This window comes from Erwinia sp. S43 (genome assembly GCF_016624745.1).
Classification (GTDB): domain Bacteria; phylum Pseudomonadota; class Gammaproteobacteria; order Enterobacterales; family Enterobacteriaceae; genus Erwinia; species Erwinia coffeiphila.
In genome coordinates this window covers 388480-406433 of sequence record NZ_JACVTX010000003.1, presented here as the reverse complement: position 1 = coordinate 406433, position 17954 = coordinate 388480, and the positions used below count along the sequence as shown (strand labels likewise).

General features: G+C 58.9%; 12 protein-coding genes. 6 read left to right on the top strand and 6 right to left on the bottom strand.

From position 1 onward, the window contains the following. Window positions 1–6 precede the first annotated feature (6 nt). The 3 genes from IBT47_RS06150 to IBT47_RS06140 all read left to right on the top strand — a co-directional run bounded on the left by IBT47_RS06150 (window position 7) and on the right by IBT47_RS06140 (window position 4780). Window positions 7–1266 (top strand): PTS ascorbate transporter subunit IIC, encoded by a 1260-nt coding sequence (locus IBT47_RS06150; protein WP_105591550.1) that lies wholly within the window; start codon window positions 7–9, stop codon window positions 1264–1266. A gap of 258 nt (window positions 1267–1524) precedes the next feature. After that, window positions 1525–3813, top strand: a complete 2289-nt coding sequence (locus IBT47_RS06145; RefSeq protein WP_200559793.1) for a TonB-dependent siderophore receptor — start codon at window positions 1525–1527, stop codon at window positions 3811–3813. Window positions 3814–3871: 58 nt separating this feature from the next. Beyond that, a complete protein-coding gene (locus IBT47_RS06140; protein WP_200559792.1) occupies window positions 3872–4780 on the top strand; it encodes an alpha/beta hydrolase in 909 nt (302 codons plus the stop codon). 104 nt (window positions 4781–4884) lie between these two features. Here IBT47_RS06140 and IBT47_RS06135 read toward each other — a convergent pair whose 3' ends face one another. Next, window positions 4885–5781, bottom strand: coding sequence for a LysR substrate-binding domain-containing protein (locus IBT47_RS06135; protein WP_200559791.1), 897 nt, complete (start codon window positions 5779–5781; stop codon window positions 4885–4887). Between the two features lie 183 nt (window positions 5782–5964). Here IBT47_RS06135 and IBT47_RS06130 point away from each other — a divergent pair, with 183 nt between their 5' ends. After that, window positions 5965–7341, top strand: a complete 1377-nt coding sequence (locus tag IBT47_RS06130) for an MFS transporter (protein WP_200559790.1) — start codon at window positions 5965–5967, stop codon at window positions 7339–7341. On the opposite strand, the gene IBT47_RS06125 is transcribed toward IBT47_RS06130, so the two are convergent. From IBT47_RS06125 to IBT47_RS06105, 5 genes are all read right to left on the bottom strand, one after another. Beyond that, on the bottom strand, window positions 7318–8511 hold the full coding sequence (locus tag IBT47_RS06125; protein ID WP_200559789.1) for an MFS transporter: 1194 nt from the start codon (window positions 8509–8511) through the stop codon (window positions 7318–7320). The genes IBT47_RS06130 and IBT47_RS06125 overlap by 24 nt on opposite strands. A 74-nt stretch (window positions 8512–8585) precedes the next feature. Further along, complete coding sequence (locus tag IBT47_RS06120; protein WP_200559788.1) at window positions 8586–10316, bottom strand: ABC transporter ATP-binding protein; 1731 nt, start codon at window positions 10314–10316, stop codon at window positions 8586–8588. Further along, on the bottom strand, window positions 10313–12028 hold the full coding sequence (locus IBT47_RS06115; RefSeq protein WP_200559787.1) for an ABC transporter ATP-binding protein: 1716 nt from the start codon (window positions 12026–12028) through the stop codon (window positions 10313–10315). The genes IBT47_RS06120 and IBT47_RS06115 overlap by 4 nt, the downstream gene beginning before the upstream one ends. A 3-nt stretch (window positions 12029–12031) precedes the next feature. Next, the gene (locus IBT47_RS06110; protein ID WP_200559786.1) at window positions 12032–13174 is read right to left on the bottom strand and encodes an ABC transporter substrate-binding protein; all 1143 of its coding nucleotides are present in this window, start codon (window positions 13172–13174) and stop codon (window positions 12032–12034) included. A gap of 9 nt (window positions 13175–13183) precedes the next feature. Next, window positions 13184–15331: a TonB-dependent siderophore receptor gene (locus IBT47_RS06105; RefSeq protein ID WP_200559785.1), complete on the bottom strand. Its 2148-nt coding sequence runs from the start codon at window positions 15329–15331 to the stop codon at window positions 13184–13186. A gap of 279 nt (window positions 15332–15610) precedes the next feature. On the opposite strand from IBT47_RS06105, the gene IBT47_RS06100 reads away from it, so the two are divergent. Next, entirely contained in the window at window positions 15611–16507 is an 897-nt protein-coding gene (locus IBT47_RS06100) for an AraC family transcriptional regulator (protein WP_200559784.1), read from the top strand. A gap of 111 nt (window positions 16508–16618) precedes the next feature. Further along, window positions 16619–17935 (top strand): NtaA/DmoA family FMN-dependent monooxygenase, encoded by a 1317-nt coding sequence (locus IBT47_RS06095; protein WP_200559783.1) that lies wholly within the window; start codon window positions 16619–16621, stop codon window positions 17933–17935. Window positions 17936–17954: the final 19 nt, after the last annotated feature.

Below are 17954 nucleotides of genomic sequence, written 5' to 3'. Positions count from 1 at the left end.
GCCATAATGGAATTCTTCCGTTTCTTAATGAGTGACGTGCTCTCCGAGCCGTCAATACTGGTTGGCCTGATTGCGCTGATTGGTTTGGTTGCACAGAAGAAACCCGCAACTGAAGTGATCAAGGGAACGGTGAAAACCGTGATGGGCTTCCTGATCCTCGGTGCCGGTGCCGGGCTGATTGTTTCTTCGCTGGGTGATTTTGCGGCGATCTTCCATCACGCCTTCGGTATTCCGGGCGTGGTGCCGAACAACGAAGCGATCGTGGCCGTGGCGCAGAAAAGCTTCGGTACAGAGATGGCGATGATTATGTTCTTCGCCATGGTGATTAACATCGCGATTGCCCGCTTTACCCCGTGGAAATATATCTTCCTGACTGGTCACCACACGCTGTTTATGTCGATGATGGTGGCGGTGATCCTGTCTACCGCCGGAATGCGCGGTGCCAGCCTGATTGCGGTCGGTTCGCTGGTGGTGGGCGTTTCGATGGTGTTCTTCCCGGCGATTATTCATCCGTATATGAAAAAAGTCACCGGTTCGGACGATGTTGCTTTCGGCCACTTCTCCTCAATCTCCCAGCTGCTGTCCGCGTTTATCGGCAGCAAGTTCGGTAATAAAGAGAAGTCCACCGAGGACATGCAGGTCCCGAAAAGCCTGCTGTTCCTGCGCGACACCCCGGTTGCTATTGCCTTCACCATGTTCTTTATCTTCATTTTCACCTGTCTGGTGGCCGGTCCGTCGGCGGTGAAAGAGATGAACGCCGGGGGCAAAAACTGGTTCATGTTCTCGCTGATGCAGTCGATTACCTTCGCCGCCGGTGTGTATATCGTTCTGCAGGGCGTGCGTATGGTGATTGCCGAGATCGTTCCGGCGTTCAAAGGCATCTCTGACAAGCTGGTGCCGAACGCCAAACCGGCGCTCGACTGCCCGGTCGTGTTCCCTTACGCGCCAAACGCGGTACTGGTTGGCTTCCTCAGCAGCTTCGTGGCCGGTGTTCTGGGCATGTTCCTGCTGTATGCGCTGAACATGACGGTGATTATTCCGGGCGTGGTGCCGCACTTCTTCGTCGGTGCCGCAGCGGGCGTGTTCGGTAACGCCACCGGCGGCCGTCGCGGTGCAATCCTCGGTGCCTTCACTAACGGTCTGCTGATCACCTTTATCCCGGTGTTCCTGCTGCCGGTACTGGGCAGCATCGGCCTGGCCAACACCACCTTCAGCGACTCTGACTTTGGTGCGGTTGGTATCCTGTTAGGGCTGATTGTGCGCTAATCGCTATCAGTGCCAGACTGACCGAAAAAGAGGCGAAGTTATCTTCGCCTCTTTTTTTATGCTCATTTCTGCGGCCGCCGGTCAGCAAGGCCCGCGTGCTGCCGATCACGCGAAGTTATTTTTTCGGTCAGCAATGATACATTCACATTGCTAAACAATAACCCACAAAAAATCACATCTTTTATTGAAATCAATAATCATTCTCATTAAATTGATTCCTCCCTTTTCCTTCCTCGCTCGTTTGTAAGACACGTCACTATGAAAAAATCCCTGAAGTTTTCGCTGTTAAGCTCGCTTGTTGCCCTCGCTATTGCCGTGCCTGCGGTACAGGCTGAGCAACCCACCGCTGAAAAAACGCCGGATCGGAACCAGGAAGACGCTACCAATAAAGAAGATAAACTAACCATTGGTGAGAAGAGCAGCCAGGGCGATAACACCATGGTGGTGACCGCCAGAGAGCAAACGCTACAGGCACCCGGCGTGTCGATTATCGACAGCGAGGCGATCAAAAAGCATCCCATCCAGCGCGATGTCTCTGAGCTGATACGTACCATGCCCGGGGTCAACCTTACCGGAAACTCCAGCAGCGGCCAGCGCGGTAATAACCGTCAGATCGATATTCGCGGCATGGGGCCGGAAAACACGCTGATCCTGATCGACGGCATGCCGGTCAGCAGCCGCAACTCGGTGCGCTACGGCTGGCGCGGGGAGCGCGATACCCGGGGCGACAGCAACTGGGTGCCGCCAGAAATGATCGATCGTATTGAAGTGATCCGTGGACCGGCGGCGGCGCTTTACGGCAACGGCGCGATGGGCGGGGTGGTGAATATTATTACCAAACCGGCGGGCAACGACTGGCACGGCAGTTTTAACAGCTATTACAACGTTCCCGAGCATAAATCAGAAGGGGCCACCCGCCGCTATAACGCCAATCTGAGCGGCGCGCTGGCGGATAATCTGACGATGCGTATTTACGGTAACTGGAGCAAAACCCAGGCCGACGGGCAGAATATTAACGACGGCCATACGGCGGAACGCAGCGGCAAATATGCCGGGATGGTGCCAGCGGGGCGCGAAGGCGCGATCAATAAAAACATCAACGGCGTGCTGCGCTGGGAATTTCTGCCGAGGCAGGCGCTGGAGCTGCATGCCGGGTTCAGCCGTCAGGGCAACCTTTACGCCGGGGATACGCAAAACACCAACAGCAGCACGCTGGTGAAAGCCAACTACGGCAAAGAAACCAATATCATCTATCGCCAGACGCTGGCGCTGAAATACACCGGAGCCTGGGATAACGGCGTTACCACCAGTAACTACGTTCAGTTTGAGAAAACACGCAATACCCGCCTGAATGAAGGGTTGTCCGGCGGGCTGGAGGGGCTGTTCAGCACCACCAGCGAAGGGTTCTCCACCATCAATCTGAACGATACCAACCTGCACTCCGAGGTAAATATTCCGTTTGATTTCGGCGTCAGTCAGACCGTTACCTTCGGGGCCGAAATGAATCATCAGACGATGAAAGATCCCACTTCCAATATTGTGACCACCACTTCTGAGGTCAACGGCGTGTCCAGCACCGACCGCAGCAGCTACAGCTCGGCGGATATCTATGGCGTCTACAGCGAAGATAATATTGACCTGACGGACTCGACCCGCCTGACGCCGGGGCTGCGTTATAACTATCAGTCGGTCACCGGCAGCAACCTCAGCCCGTCGCTGAACCTGTCGCAGGAGCTGGGCGATGACTTTACCCTCAAGCTGGGGATCGCCCGCGCCTGGAAAGCGCCAAACCTGTACCAGACTAACCCCAACTATCTGCTCTACAGCAGCGGTAACGGTTGTTACGCCAGCGCCACCAGCTGTTATCTGCAGGGCAACCGCGATCTGAAGGCGGAAACCAGCGTTAACAAAGAGATAGGCATTGAGTATCACCATGACGACGTGCAGGCCGGACTGACCTGGTATCGCAACGACTACCACAACAAGATCGAGGCGGGCTACACGGCGGATTATTTCAACGGCACCTCTAACGTCTATAAATGGGAAAACGTGCCCGACGCGCTGGTGCAGGGGCTGGAGGGAACGCTGAACTTCCCGATTAGCGACAGTTTGAAGATGAATAACAATTTCACCTATATCATCGAAAATAAAAACAAAACCACCGGCGATTACCTGTCGATTATTCCGAAATACACCCTCAACTCGACGCTGGACTGGCAGGCGACTAACGACCTGTCGCTACAGGGGACGCTGACCTGGTACGGCAGGCAGAAACCGCAGCAATATAACTCGCAGGGTGAAGCCACCTCAGGCAGTGAAAAATGGCAGGTATCACCCTATGCGGTGTTGGGCATGAGCGCGGTGTACAGCGTGAATAAAGCGATGGACGTCACCGCCGGGGTGGATAATCTGTTCGACAAGCGTCACTTCCGCGAGGGGAATGCGTTAACCTCCGGGGCGAACGGCACTTACGCCTACGGGGCCGGGGCACGAACCTATAACGAATCGGGCCGGACTTACTATATGCAGCTGGGCCTGCACTTCTGACGCACCGCACGCGGCGCCCGCATCCGGGCGACGCGCGCTTTTTCAGGGAACAGAGACAATGAATCATCGACCGGATCACCGGCAAATATGCCGCGTTATTGCGCGGCTGGGAGTATTCACGATTATGCTGCTTGGTGCAGGTAACAGCTTTGCCCGACCGAATCTCACCCCGCTGGGGCCGAATATCGCCGACCGGGGATCGGCGTATTATCATTTTACCGTCCGCCAGTTTGATTCCGCCGACGGTCGCCGCCATTACAAAGTGTGGACGGCGATCCCGGACAAAGCACCGCCCGCCTCGGGCTATCCGCTGCTGTATCTGCTGGACGGCAACGCGGCAATGGACAAACTTTCCGACGATCTGCTGCGGCAGCTGTCGGCAGTAACGCCGCCGGTGCTGGTGGCCGTCGGATATCAGACCGATCTGCCGTTCGATCAGCTGGCCCGCGCTTATGACTACACCCCGGCGCACTGGCGCGATCGGCAGAATCGGGGCGGCCGGGAAGGCGGCGGCAGCTCCGCATTTCGCCAGCTGCTGACGCAGACCATCGCGCCGCAGGTGGAAAAAGGGCTGCCGATTGACGCGCAGCGGCGAGGGCTGTGGGGCCATTCTTACGGCGGGCTGCTGGTGCTCGACAGCTTTCTCTCCGCGCCATCATTTAACGATTACTTCGCCGCCAGCCCGTCGGTGGCGCAGGATGATTTCGTGCTGCTCAAGCGGCTGGGCGCGGTCACCAAAGATGAAGCGAAGGGCAGGAGGCTGCACCTGCTGGAGGGCGACGGGGATCTGCCGCGCCCTGGCGAAGAGCACCGGCCGGACGCGCTTGCCGCCGTACGCGTCGCCGTCGCGGAGCTTAGCGATAACGGTGTCGGCGTGACCTGGCAGCTGTTTCCGGGGCTGCGCCACGGAGAGATGTTCCCCGCCTCCCTGCGCAGTGCGCTGCTGCAAATGGCGGAGGTACAGTAAGAGCCCGGTGCCGTGGACCTGAAACCACGGTGCCATTCTCCTCGCTTGCCGACGCGTTGGCGATTGTCCCCCCCCGAAAGCCGAAAACGGCAGCCCTGTCGGAATTATGGAGAGGTATCGCCAGCGCAGAACTGCTGCGCTTCGTCCACCAGCCACTGTACAAAACGATCGCGGTTAGGATCGGCCGCGGTATCGTTCAGCGTGATTACCGCCAGCGTATTGCCCCTTTCAACCCGCTGCCACGGTATGCACAGCGCACCGGCTGCCAGCTCCGACTCAACAAAAATCCCCGGCACCAGCGCCACGCCCAGCCCGGCAATCGCCGCGTCGATCAGCAACGAGAACAGATCAAATCGCGGACCGGCGATGGCGTTGGCGATGGGCACGCCGCTGGCGTTAACGTAATCGCGCCAGGCATTCGGCGTGCCGCGTTTGTGCAGCAGAACCAGCGGGGCATCACCGCTGATATGCCCCTTGAGCAGGTCGGGGCGGCAAACCGGCACCAGGTTTTCTGCGAACAGCGGCTGGACCACATGGCCGACCCAGGCAGGATGAGTAAAATGCACAACCACATCAAATCCACTGCCGGACATCGGGAAGGGCTTCGTTCGCTCCGACAGGTTGAGGATGATATTCGGATAGCGTTTTTGAAATCGATCCAGCCTCGGGATCAGCCAGCGGCTGGCAAAAGTCGGGATCACCGCCAGTTCCAGGATACCGCCATCGTCGGGCTGTGCGACCAGCCGCAGGCTTTCCTGTTCCAGCCTGCCCAGAATTTCACGCACCTGCGCCGCGTAGCTTTGGCCCTGCCGGGACAGCTCAACGCGGTTGCCCCGACGTACGAACAGCGTACTGCCAAGCTGCGCTTCCAGCCGCGCTATCTGCCGGCTGACGGCCCCTTCTGAAATAAACAGTTCCGCTGCGGCCCGTGAAAAACTGTTGTGGCGGGCGCTGGCTTCAAAGGCGATCAGCGCCGAAATACCGGGGAGTGTTCTTCTCAAAGAGGGAAACCTGCAATCGGGAAATGAACTGCAAGAATAACATTCGATCAAGCTGAGGTGTCAAAAACTCGTTTTTCATGCCTGGGAGTGCGCGATAAGGTCGGACGTAGGGGCAATGGTCATCGTTGCACGTTACTCCCGTCAATCAATGTCAATTCAGGCAGTTATAAAAAAGCAGGTAAAATGGAAAACAGAGAAATAAACCGCATGGCGGCATTAACGATCGTTTCAATGGGTCTCTTTATGGTCACTCTGGATGCTACCGTGGTCAATGTGGCGTTAAGCAGTTTGAAAATGAGCCTGGGGGTTAATCTTAGCGGGTTACAGTGGGCGATTGCGTCTTATACCATCGCCTTTGCCGCCGTGCTATTAAGCGCCGGGGCGCTGGGCGATCGTTTCGGACCCAAAAAGGTTTTTTGTACTGGCGTTTTGCTTTTTACCGTTGCCTCTCTGCTCTGTGGCATGGCGCAGTCGCTGCCATTCTTGGTGTTTGCCAGAGTACTTCAGGGGATCGGCGCGGCGCTACAGGTCGCTAACTCTTTATCGCTGCTGCAGGGCATTTTTACCCAGCCCGCCGAGCGCGCCAGGGCATTCGGCGTTTGGGGTGGCGTCGGGGGTGTTGCCATCGCCACCGGTCCTGTCCTTGGCGGGATACTTATTGCCGCCTTTGGCTGGCCTTCCGCTTTCTATATTAACCTGCCGTTTGGTATTTTCGCGCTCTGGGCGGCGCTGAAAACTATCCCGGAAATGAAGGTGACGCCGCGCCAAATCAAGCCGCTGGCACAGCTGCTGATTGCCTTCGCGCTGGGGGCGCTGGCCTGGACCTTTATAACAGCAGGCACTGTGGGCTGGCATTCATCGCGCGTTATGACCTCTGCTATTTTATGTGCCTTAGCGGCAGCCGGGTTTGTTCTGCTCGAGGCGGTTTCCGCTTCGCCGATGCTGCCAAAAGGGATTTTCCGCATCAGAGCGTTTACGGCGGCAACGACTGTCGGCTTAATTATTAATTTAGGTTTCTACGGCCAGCTGTTTGTTATCAGCCTCTACTTCCAACAGGTTAAAGCCTACTCGACCATCACGACAGGGTTTGCGCTGCTGCCGCAGGCGGTGGTGATGGCGGTGACGGCCTTTTACTGTGGCCGCGCGGTAGCCAAAACCGGACCGGGCGTGCCGATGATGGTGGGATTGAGCACGACATTAACCGGGCTTATCTGGCTGATGTTTACCCACTCAACTAGCTCCTACACGGCGGTGCTTATCCCCATGCTGCTGGTTGGCTTTGGTATGTCGGCGACGGCACCGGCCACGGTGGCGGTCTGTATGTCATCGGCGCTGCCCGGTCAGGGCGGGGTGACGTCAGGGATCATCAACGCTGCCCGACAGAGCGGAAGCGTGATGGGGGTGGCGATACTGGGCAGCTTTTTAGGCAACAGCACGTTTTCCCTGCACGGCATGCATCTGGCGCTGGCGATGACCGTACCGCTGTATGTCCTGGCGCTGGCGCTTACCCTGTTCTGGGTTCTGCCGGATTTCGGCTTAACTTACTCTTCGCGCGCTTAGCATCAGGCGGCGTCGCCCGCCGATTAACAGGGTCAGCGCAAACCCTGCACCGGCCATGCCGACGTCAAACCACATAATGCTGGCAATGCTGTGCTGCGACAGGCGGGCGGTGATCAGCGGGACAGTAAACGTGGCGAGGCTGCCCGCGCTGTAGTAAATCCCGGTGGCCTTTCCCTTGGCCTGCGGGAACTTCATCGCCATCACCGTCAGTCCCAGCTGCACTACGCCGCCCGCCGCCGAAAAGCCGATGACAAAAGCGAACAGCGCGATAATCCGCGCACTGGGATAAAGGCTGATCGCCAGCAGCGCCAGCAGGGAGATAAAGGTATAAATACGCAACAGAAGCAGCGAGTTGACCAGCCGGTTTACCAGCAGCGCGGTGATAAATACGCCGCTCAGCGACCCCACGGTATAGACGCTGAGCAGCTGAATAGAGGCCGAATACGGCATTAAAATGACAAATTCCGCAAACTGCGCCAGCCACTGGCTGACGAGGTAGAAGGTAGCCATGGAAATATAGCCAAACAGCGTAAAGCAGATGATGTCGGCCAATGCGCGCCTGTCTTCCAGTATCAGACTTTTGCCGCCGGGGCTGGCTGCCTGCGGCGGTCGGTGAGCGGGGAACGGCCGCCGCAGCAGGAAAATTCCGTTAACCAGCATAATGGCGGCGGCAACCATAAACGACCAGCCGAACCAGCTGTGGCTCAGCATCAGCCCCCAGATGATAAACGGCAGCAGAAACTGGCCCGCAGAGACAAAGGCTTTAATCAGAATGGTGGCCGTACCGGGAGAATGAGGAAACGCTTCCATCAGCGCCGGGTAGGTACCGGCATCCAGGAAACTGTTGGCTACCCCGGCCAGCAGTCCGCAGGCAAAGGCGGTAACCACGCTTTGTGCCGAAACAATGCCGAAGAAAAAGCCGATGTAGCACAGGATACCGAGCAGGATAAACGGCCGACGGCCAAATTTATCGGAAAGCATACCGGAAACAAACAGCACCATCAGGCGGCCAAAGCCCAGTGAGGCAATCACCACCGAAACACCTGCGGCATCGGTATGCCACTGCTGCTCAAGGTGCGGCATGTTCAGGGTGATCAGCAACACGCCCATACCGTGAACCAGATAATTCAGATACAGCCCGACGGCGGTCGGGAAAAAGCGATTGGTCATGGTGAGTCTTCGGCAATACGACAAACGGAGTACGGGTGGCTCCGCGACTGAGGGCAGCATGATGCCTGCGAGGGTCAGTCAGCGGCAACCTTTTTTATCAGCGCAGCGTATTTCCCTCCTGATGCCAGCAGCGCATCATGCGTGCCGTTCTCGGCAATGACCCCGTTTTCGAGCAGCAATATCCGATCGGCCTGGCGCAGGGTGGCCGGACGATGGGCGATCAGCAAAACAGTCCGTTTCTCCCGCAGCTGGCTTAGCGCCCGGTGAAAGGCCTGTTCGTTCTCGTTATCCAGGCTGGCGGAAGCTTCATCAAGGATCAGAAAGGGTGCGCCGGTCAGCAGGGCTCGGGCAATGGCGATACGCTGCCGCTGGCCGCCGGAAAAACGACTGCCGCGTTCGCCGCAGTCGCTGTCATAGCCATCCGCCAGTGCGCTGATAAAGCCGTGTGCCTGTGCCAGTTTCGCGGCCTCTTCGATCTGCTGCGTGCTGGCATCGGGGCGGCCCAGGCGGATATTATCGGCAACGGTGCCGTTAAACAGATACACCTCCTGCGGTACCCAGCTGATTAGCTGGCGCAAAGCGGTCAGCGACATTGAACGGATATCGGTGCCGCCAAGAGTTATTGCTCCGCCGTCATCCACGTCATAAAAGCGCAGCAGCAGATGAACCAGTGTACTTTTTCCCGCGCCGGAACGGCCCGCCAGCGCCACGATTTCACCGGGTTGAATCGACGCCGACAGCCCCTGTAGAACCGGGCGCTGTGCGGCATAGCCAAACCACACTGCACTGAAGGCCAGATCGTGGCGATTCGGTGGCGGTGCGCTACCGCTGTCTTTCACCCGCGCGGGATAATCGACAATACGCATAATCCGGGCGGCACCGGCCCGCAGTTCACCGAGCTGGCTGGCGGTCTGCGTCACATCAACAATCGGCAGCAGCGCACCCACACCGAGTACCAGTACCAGCGGCAGCCACAGCGGTGAGAGGCTGCCCGCGTGCAGTAGCGTGCTGGCGGCGGCAATCAGTGCCAGCACCGCCCCCGCGCTCAACGCATCTACCGCCGCGAATTCCAGCCCGCTGCGGGAGCCGTAGCGCTGCTGCATACTGCCCACTCGGCGGGAGCGTTTAAGCAGCCGCTGCATAAAGGCGGCTGACTGACCAAACGCCGCCAGCTCGCGCTGACCGTGGATAAACTCAGCGGTGTCGGCATTCAGCTGCCCCTGTTCGTGCATCATCTGCTGGCCCTGTAAGGCAGCACGGTGCGCCAGCCAGAGCGGCACGGTCGCGACCAGCAGTAAAAACGGCAGCATTACGCCAGCCAGCAGCGGGTCGAGCTGCCACAGCGCGATCAGTGCGGCCAGCGGCACCACAATCGCGCCGACGTAATCCGCCAGCGTATGGGCGTAAAAACGCTCCATCAGTTCGGCATCGGCGGTGGCAACGGTCGCCAGATCGCCCAGCCGCTGGCCGCTGGCGCTATCCGGTGCGGAACGTTCGAGCCCGTCGAAAATCGCCATTTGTAGCTTCTCGATCAGCGCAAAGGCCAGATCGTGGGAAACCCACGCCTGCCACCAGCGGACGGCGGCGGTGAACAGCACCAGCACTCCCAGCCAGCCGCATGCCCGGGGCAGTAAGACCGTATCGCCGCTTACGGCGATACCGACAATCCAGCCGCTTATTGCCATGCAGGCCAGCGTGCCGCCCTGAGCCAGCACGCCGGAGATGACCGCCATGGCCAGCAGCCAATACCGGCCGCGCATCATGCTCAGCAGTCCGGCGATGCCGCCGTGCCCGCGCTGTTTCATGGTGCTTCTCCCTGGGCGGCCATCAGCTGCGCGTAGCGACCACCGGCAGTATTCAACTGATGATGGTTGCCCTGTTCCACCAGCTTACCCTGGTCGAATACCAGAATGCGGTCGGCGTCCTGAATGGTTTCCAGCCGGTGGGCGATGGCGATCGTTGTACGGTGTTTGCGCAGCCGGGCCAGGGCATCGCGCAGCGCACGTTCGCTGGCGGCATCCAGGCTGGAGGTGGCTTCATCAAGGATTAAAATAGGGGCATCTTTCAGCAATGCCCTGGCGATAGCCACCCGCTGTCGCTGCCCGCCGGAGAGGTTCGCGCCGAGCTCACCAATCGGCGTATCCATACCCAGCGGCAGTCCGGCAATAAACTCGCCCAGCTGCGCGGCCTCGGCGGCAGCCATCAGTTCATCAACGCAGGCGTCCGGCTTGGCCATGCGCAGATTTTCAGCCAGCGTGCCGTGGAACAGAAACACCTCCTGCGAAACGACGCCGATCATTTCCCGCAGGCTGTGCAGCGACAGCTGGCGGATATCAACGCCGCCGACGAGGATCGCACCGGCATTGGCATCAAAGCAGCGCAGCAGCAGGGTGACGAAGGTGGATTTACCGGCACCCGAGGGGCCAACGAGAGCCACGAACTGCCCCTCGGCGACCGTCAGCGATACATCCGACAGCGCCAGGTTGCCCTGCGGATAGCGAAAGCTGAGGTGTTCGATGCGAATATCATGGCGCTGCGGCTTTGCCTTTGGCACCGGCGGCTCATCGACCGGCGCGGTCAACGTCAGCAGATCGTTGATCGGGCCGACGGCACCGCCCGCCGCCCAGGCGGTGTGAAAGGCGTTTTCCAGCCGGATAAGCGGGCGAAACGCTTCCCGGGCGAGGAACAGCGTCAGCAGCAGGACAAACGGTGATAAATCGTTTTCCACCACGCGCCAGGCATTGAAAACCAGCACCAGCGCCATGCCGCTCAGGCTGACCAGTCGGGTGATGCCGCCGCGCATCAGAATCACCTTCAGCGTGGCCATCGACGCCTTGCGCAAATCCAATGCCTGTCCGGCGAGCCGGGCGCGCCACGGCGTTACCGCACCGAACGCCTTCAGCGTTAGCAGACCCTGTAGCGCATCCAGCAGCGTGGCGGCAAAAGCGCCCATCGCAGTAAATACGCCACTGGCTTTCGGCATCTGCCAGCGCATCCACAGCTCGTCGAGCAGCGGAAAGGCCAGGGTGAAAAATCCCAGCAGCAGGGCCGACCGCCAGTCGACAACGGCCAGCGTCAGCACAATCAGGCTACAGCCAGACAGCGCGCTGAACAGGGCGGGGAGGTAGCGACTGTAATAGCTTTCCATCGCTTCTACGCCGCCGTTAACCGTACCCTGAATATCGCTACCGGGATGCAGCAGCGTGAGGCCGGGACCAAAGCGCACCAGCTGATTCAACAGCCTCTCCCGCAGATGAACCTTACAGGCCAGCGCAATACGCTGAGCGGTATACTCACTCAGCCACAGCAGCAGTGCACGCAGCAGGATCGTCACCGCCAGCATCACCAGCGGTGGAGCAATGTCGGCGGCCAGCCCCTGTTGCATCAGCATGTAAAGCGCATCGGCGGTCAGCCACGCCTGCGCGCCGTAGCAGGCAATTATCAGCAGATGAATCATCCCATTGAGCAGCAGATGAGGCAGTAAAGGGCCAGTCAGACCGGCAACTGGCTTTTGCATTTTTTACTCCTGGCCGTTCAGCGTGGTCCAGAATGAACCCTGTAGCGGGAAGGCAAGGAAGCGCTGGTTCAGTTCGTCGAAGGTTTTTGCCGGGTCGATATCGGCAAAGGCCGCCGGGTGTAGCATTTTCGCCATCTCCTCCACGCCGATAAAGAACAGCGGATTATCGAAGAAGAACAGCCAGATCCCCGCGCCCTGGCGGTTGTGGATCGCCGACAGGCTGGCGAGCGACGGATTCGAGACAATCACCTTCAGCGAGCGGGCACTTTCTGCTGCTGAGACGCCAGGCCCGACGTTCAGCCCCTGACGGCTGACGCTGGAACCGCCGCCGGCCAGATAGAAGTCCGGCTTCTGCGCCAGCACGTATTCCAGATTCAGTTTGCCAATCGCCTGATTCAGCGTTTTCACACCGAGGTTTTCACCGCCCGCCACGGCAATAAAGTCGCTCATATTGCCCTTGCCGGAGGTAAAGCAGCACTCTTCACCGCCAGGGTTAAGGTGGAAGAACACCGTTGGCCGCGTGGTCTCTTTCGCCACCCGCTTCGCTATTTCGTCCATATGCTGTTGGTAAAAGGCGATAAAGGCCTCGGCCTGCTTTTCGTGGCCGGTCAGCCTGCCGAGCATGCGCATGCTGGGAACGGTTTTGGTCAGCGGATGACGGAAGAAGTCGACAAAAATATAAGGCACATGGGCCGCATCCAGCTTGCTCAGACCGTCCGGGATCGGGCCATAAAGCGTAAACACCACCAGGTCGGGTTTTGCTGCAATGGCCGCCTCCATTGAGAACGTTCCGCTGTTCAGATCGCCAATCTCAGGGATCGATGCCGCCTGCGGGAAGCGCTGCTTCAGCGCCTGCCAGGTGGCGGGCGAATAGCGTTGCAGATCGGTGCCCCAGGCGACCACGCTGGACAGCGGATCGTTATCCAGCAGCGCCAGTGTCATGATGTGGCGGCTTTCGGCCAGCACGATGCGCTTCGCAGGCGCAGGCAGGGTTACGGTGCGGTTAAGCATGTCGGTCACCGTCACGCTGCTGTTTTCAGCGGCGCGGGCGGTGGTGAACAGCGCGCAGGCTGCAAGCAGAAATACCATTAGCAGTACGTTGAACGTACCGCGGGCAGGGGAGCCTGCCCGAAGTAACATCATCATGTTATATCCTTACCAGCGGTAGCTGACGCTGCCCACGACGGTGCGATCGGTACCCTGATTGCACGAGGTGGAAGAGCAGGTTGAGTAATAGTCTTTGTCGAACAGGTTGTTGACGTTGACTGCGGCGCTGACCCCTTTCAGCGAGCTGTTCAGCTGGCCGAGATCGTAATGCACGGCGGCATCCACCACGGTGTAGGACGGCACGCGGATTGTATTAGCGGAATCGGCCCAGGTTTTGCCTACGTAGCGCACGCCCGCACCGATGCCGAGGCTGGCCAGCGGCCCCTGCTGGATGCTGTAGTCGCCCCACAGCGATGCCATCTGTTCCGGCAGTCCGGTCGGGGTTTTACCCACTAAACTCTCGTTGGCAGATTTGCTGTTTTCCAGATCGTTCCACGTATAGCTGGCAATCACTTTAAACGCCGGGGTGATATTGGCACTGGCGGATGCCTCAATGCCTTTAGAGGTGATCTGTTCCGACTGCAATGTATCCAGTGCGTTAAGCGGGTTGGTGATGGTGACGTTGTCCTGTTTGAGATCGAACCACGCCAGAGTAAACAGGCCGTCGAAGCTTTCCGGCTGATACTTCACCCCGGTTTCAATTTGTTTACCGGTGGTCGGCTTGAAGGTGGCTCCGGTCAACTTATTGGTGCCCAGTACCGGCGCGAATGAGGTGGTGTAGCTGACGTACGGGGCCACGCCGATATCGGTCAGCCACGTCAGTCCCGCGCGCCAGGTGAAGTGGTGATCGTTCTGATCGGTGCTGGTGTTGCTCACCCGGTTAGCGGTGTGGACCGACGCCCAGTCCTCGCGGGCGGAGAGGTCGAGCATCAGTCTTTCGGCCAGCGCCAGCGTATTACTGAGATACACCCCGGTTTCATCGGCGGTCTGATAGGTGCTGGTGAACGTGGTCGATGGCGTGGTGAAGCGCCCACCGTAGGTCGGGTTGTAGATATCAACTGACGGCGCAGCACCGTAGTTCAGGTAGTAATCCTCGCCGGTGCGGCGATAGGACACGCCCACCACCGAGGTGCCGCGCACCGGGCCCGCATCCCACTCGGCCTTAAGGTTGTTATCCGTCGCCAGAATCTTGCCGATAATGCCGAACTGGTAGGCACTGCGTTTCAGCGTGCGCATATCCGTATCCAGGCCCGCGCCGGAATACGTCTGTGTCAGCAGATCGGTATAGCTGTAGCGCGCGGCGGAATGCGCCGACCAGATATTATCGAAGCGGTGATCCAGTTCGTAGCCGACGTTGAACTGGGTAATGTGGTTGTCGAGATTACTGCCGTCGAGGTACTGGTTGCGCGGGATTTTTCCGTTCGGGTTGCTCAGCAGCGTACCGTAAATCGGCGTGTAGCTGCGCGGCGGGCCAAAGGTGTCGCGGCTGAATGAAGAGAGCAGCGTCAGCGAGGTATCGGTATTTGGCTTCCAGGTCAGCGACGGTGCCAGATACATCGTGTCGTCCGGCACGTTGTTAAATTGGGTATTGCTGTCGCGGCCGACGCCAACGACGCGATAGAGCACGGATTTATCATCGGTCACCGGACCGGAGACATCAAACTGCCCCTGATAGCGGCCGTGATTGCCCACCTGAACGCCCACTTCGTGGCGCGAATCTTCGGTGGGGCGCTTGCTGACGGCGTTAACCACGCCACCGGGTGAACCGCTGCCGTACATGAACCCGGCCGGGCCGCGCAGCACGTCGATGCTTTCCATACCGTAGGGCTGATAGCGAACGTAGGACTGTGCTGAAGTGGATCGCAGGCCGTCCAGCAGCGCGCCGTTCAGCGTGGCATCAAAGCCGCGAATGCTGAAGTAGTCAAAACGAGAGTTGATTGCCGATGTAGAAGTAAAAACGCCGGGTGTGTAGCGCAGCGCTTCGGTGGTGGTTTGCACATTACGGTCGGTCAGCTCATCGCGACCGATCACGCTCAGCGACTGCGGTGTGGCGACCACCGAGCTGTTGGTACGGCTGCCGGTTCGGCTCTGTTTTGCCACATAGCCTTCGTTCGGCTTTGCGCTGTCGTCGGCGGTCACCGTCAGCGTTTGTTCATCGGCGGGCTGCTGCGCCCGGAGTGTCGCTGACAAACCGAGCGTGGCAAGGGCCACGCAGGCGGCGATCGTTGAAAATTTATGTTTGTTATAGTCAGACACCAGAGCCTCCCCGGCTTTTACTGTGAAATAAGCGCTGACTATTCTCGCCAGAGGGGGATTTTCGGCAACGCCGGAGGCTTTCGCTGGCGCGACTATTTCTTTCGATTTTTGAACGCGGCTACGGTCAATAAAGACATGTTAATTATAAGGTTACCAAAAAAAGACTTTCGTCTTGAGGTGGACGGCACGCGGTGAGGCTGGTAATGTGAGAATGAGAATCGATTTCATTAGGTGATTGCCACGCCCGGTGAAAACCCGCCTAAATTAACGGACAGTGCCATGAACAAGTTCAGCGACAGCGTGCCTGAAAGCGCGCTTCCTCTACCTGCAAGCCACGCCATGTTTGACGGCACCATTGCCATGAGCAGCGGTTCGCTGCGGCCTGAGAAAGACGAATGGTTACAGGAACAGCTAGTACCGGGCCTGAAGCTCATCGTCGTCGATCGAGGAGAGTTGCTTTGCGATCTGCCCGGTTCCGGCAGGCAGCACATCACCGGTCCCTGCGTTTGCGCGGTGTGGAATCAGCAGGAAGGGGAGAGCCGCCAGCGCTTCGAGCCTGGCCGACAGCTGGATTACACCACCATCGCCCTGACGCCAGCCGCCGTCGCCAACCATATCGACAGTGAATTTCAACAGCAGCTGGAGGCATCTTTTCAGTCCCGGCGCTTCAGCGGGCCGCGCCTGCTGGTGCTGGAGGCGTCCGCCACCATCAAATCGCTGCATGCCCAGGTGGCGACCTGCCCGATGCAGGGATTGTCCAGAGCGCTGTTCCTTTCCGGTAAGGCGCTGGAAATTATGGCCCACGCGCTGGATTCTTTGATCTCACGGCCGGTACAGGAAGCAGGTTCGCTGCGCCTGTCGAACAGCGATATCGACAAGCTGCATCTGGCGAGAAAGCTGCTGGCGGAACGCATGCTTAACCCGCCGTCGCTGGCTGAACTGGCGCTGAGCGTAGGGTTTAACACCCGTAAGCTGACCGTCGGCTTCCGCCGTCAGTTCGGTGAAAGCGTCTTTGAGTATCTGCAAAATCTGCGGCTGGATACCGCGTGGCGGATGCTGACCGAAGGGGAAGTCAGCGTATCCACGGCGGCTTACAGCGTGGGCTACACCCCGGCGCATTTTTCCGTCGCCTTTCGCAAAAAATTTGGTGTTTCGCCAAAATCCCTGCGCGGATAACGTACCTTTAGCTGAATTTCGCCCATAGACATTCATTTTTCTTGGTGGCGCTAAAATACCATCCCGCTATGTTTTAACCCTCTGAACAGGGTGATAAATAAGGGGAAGACGGTGGCTGGTGGAGAGAAAAGACGGTTAAAAACGCTGGTGGGCGCGAGCAGTGCGATTTATGCCGCTGCCGATTCACCGGTGACTTACGGCATCGATCGCGCCGTGGCGCTGGCAAAAATTGCCGAACGCGAAAAAATCACCGGGCTGTTTACCGCCGATCTGCTTCAAAGCGATCCTGCCGGGCTGGCGGGGATCACCGGTAGCCAGGACCCGATAGTCGTCCTGGCGGCGCTAAGCCAGGTGACGCGACAGATTGGCCTGATTGCTACCGTGACCACCACCTTTCAGCACCCTTACAATCTTGCCCGATTAATTGGCACGCTGGATCATATCAGTGGCGGTCGTGCAGGCTGGAACGCCGTCACCTCATCTGTCGGCGAGGAAAATTTTGGTGGCAGTGAACTGCCCTCGCCGGAAAGCCGCTACGCGCGCGCCACCGAATTTATTGAAGTGATCAACGCGCTTTTTGACGCTAACGATCCGGCTGCCGTTAGCAGACTGTCCAGCGGCGGTGCGAAAGTTGATCACACCAGGCTGCATCCGGCGAACTATCGCGGTGATTTCTTCCAGGTGGCCGGGCCACTAAACGTGCCGCCGCCGCCGCAGGGCCGACCGGTACAGTTCCAGGCCGGACAGTCGGAGGCCGGGATCACACTGGGTGCGCGCTATGCTGAGGTCATTTACACTTCGCAGCCTACGCTGAGTGCCGCACAGGCTTTTGTCAGCGATGTACGTCAGCGTGCGCAGCAATTCGAACGGCCTTCTGCCCCGTTAATCATGAATTCGTTCCATTCGATCATCGGTGAAAGCCCGGCGGATGTGGCGCGCAGGCTGGAAGAGAAGCACCAGCGCATTGATTATCAGCGCGGCCGCCTGCGGCTGGCGGATATGCTCGGCGGCAGCGTTGATCTGCACGATTTACCGCTGGATGGCACTATTCCTTCACACCGGCTGCCGGAGCTGGCCAGCATTAACCGGCGTCGTGGACGGGCCGAGATTTTCACTCGTTTTGCCCGCGAAGGGCATACCCTGCGCCAGCTGATTATTGCCGCAGAGGAAACCGGGCACTGGTTTGTGGCCGGGACGCCTGAATCGCTGGCCGATGCCATTGAGGAGCGCTACCGCGCCGGCGTGCTCGATGTGATCTCACTGCACGGGCTGGGGCAGCCGGAGCAGCAGGATCTGCTGCTTAACGGCTTGCTGCCTGAGCTGCGCAAACGGCAGCTGCTGGATGAAGACTATCGCGGCGCGGATTTCCGCAGCAGTCTGGAGCTACCGCCGCTGGCAGCGTGGGCGGGCAGGGCACCGCGTCTGTAAAAGGGTTAAGACGCAGGGC

Coding starts and splice junctions, on each gene's coding strand:
- IBT47_RS06130 (WP_200559790.1), top strand. CDS start 5,965: ATGGAAAACAGAGAAATAAACCGCATGGCGGCATTAACGATCGTTTCA.
- IBT47_RS06115 (WP_200559787.1), bottom strand. CDS start 12,028: ATGCAAAAGCCAGTTGCCGGTCTGACTGGCCCTTTACTGCCTCATCTG.
- IBT47_RS06125 (WP_200559789.1), bottom strand. CDS start 8,511: ATGACCAATCGCTTTTTCCCGACCGCCGTCGGGCTGTATCTGAATTAT.
- IBT47_RS06120 (WP_200559788.1), bottom strand. CDS start 10,316: ATGAAACAGCGCGGGCACGGCGGCATCGCCGGACTGCTGAGCATGATG.
- IBT47_RS06145 (WP_200559793.1), top strand. CDS start 1,525: ATGAAAAAATCCCTGAAGTTTTCGCTGTTAAGCTCGCTTGTTGCCCTC.
- IBT47_RS06140 (WP_200559792.1), top strand. CDS start 3,872: ATGAATCATCGACCGGATCACCGGCAAATATGCCGCGTTATTGCGCGG.
- IBT47_RS06150 (WP_105591550.1), top strand. CDS start 7: ATGGAATTCTTCCGTTTCTTAATGAGTGACGTGCTCTCCGAGCCGTCA.
- IBT47_RS06100 (WP_200559784.1), top strand. CDS start 15,611: ATGAACAAGTTCAGCGACAGCGTGCCTGAAAGCGCGCTTCCTCTACCT.
- IBT47_RS06110 (WP_200559786.1), bottom strand. CDS start 13,174: ATGATGATGTTACTTCGGGCAGGCTCCCCTGCCCGCGGTACGTTCAAC.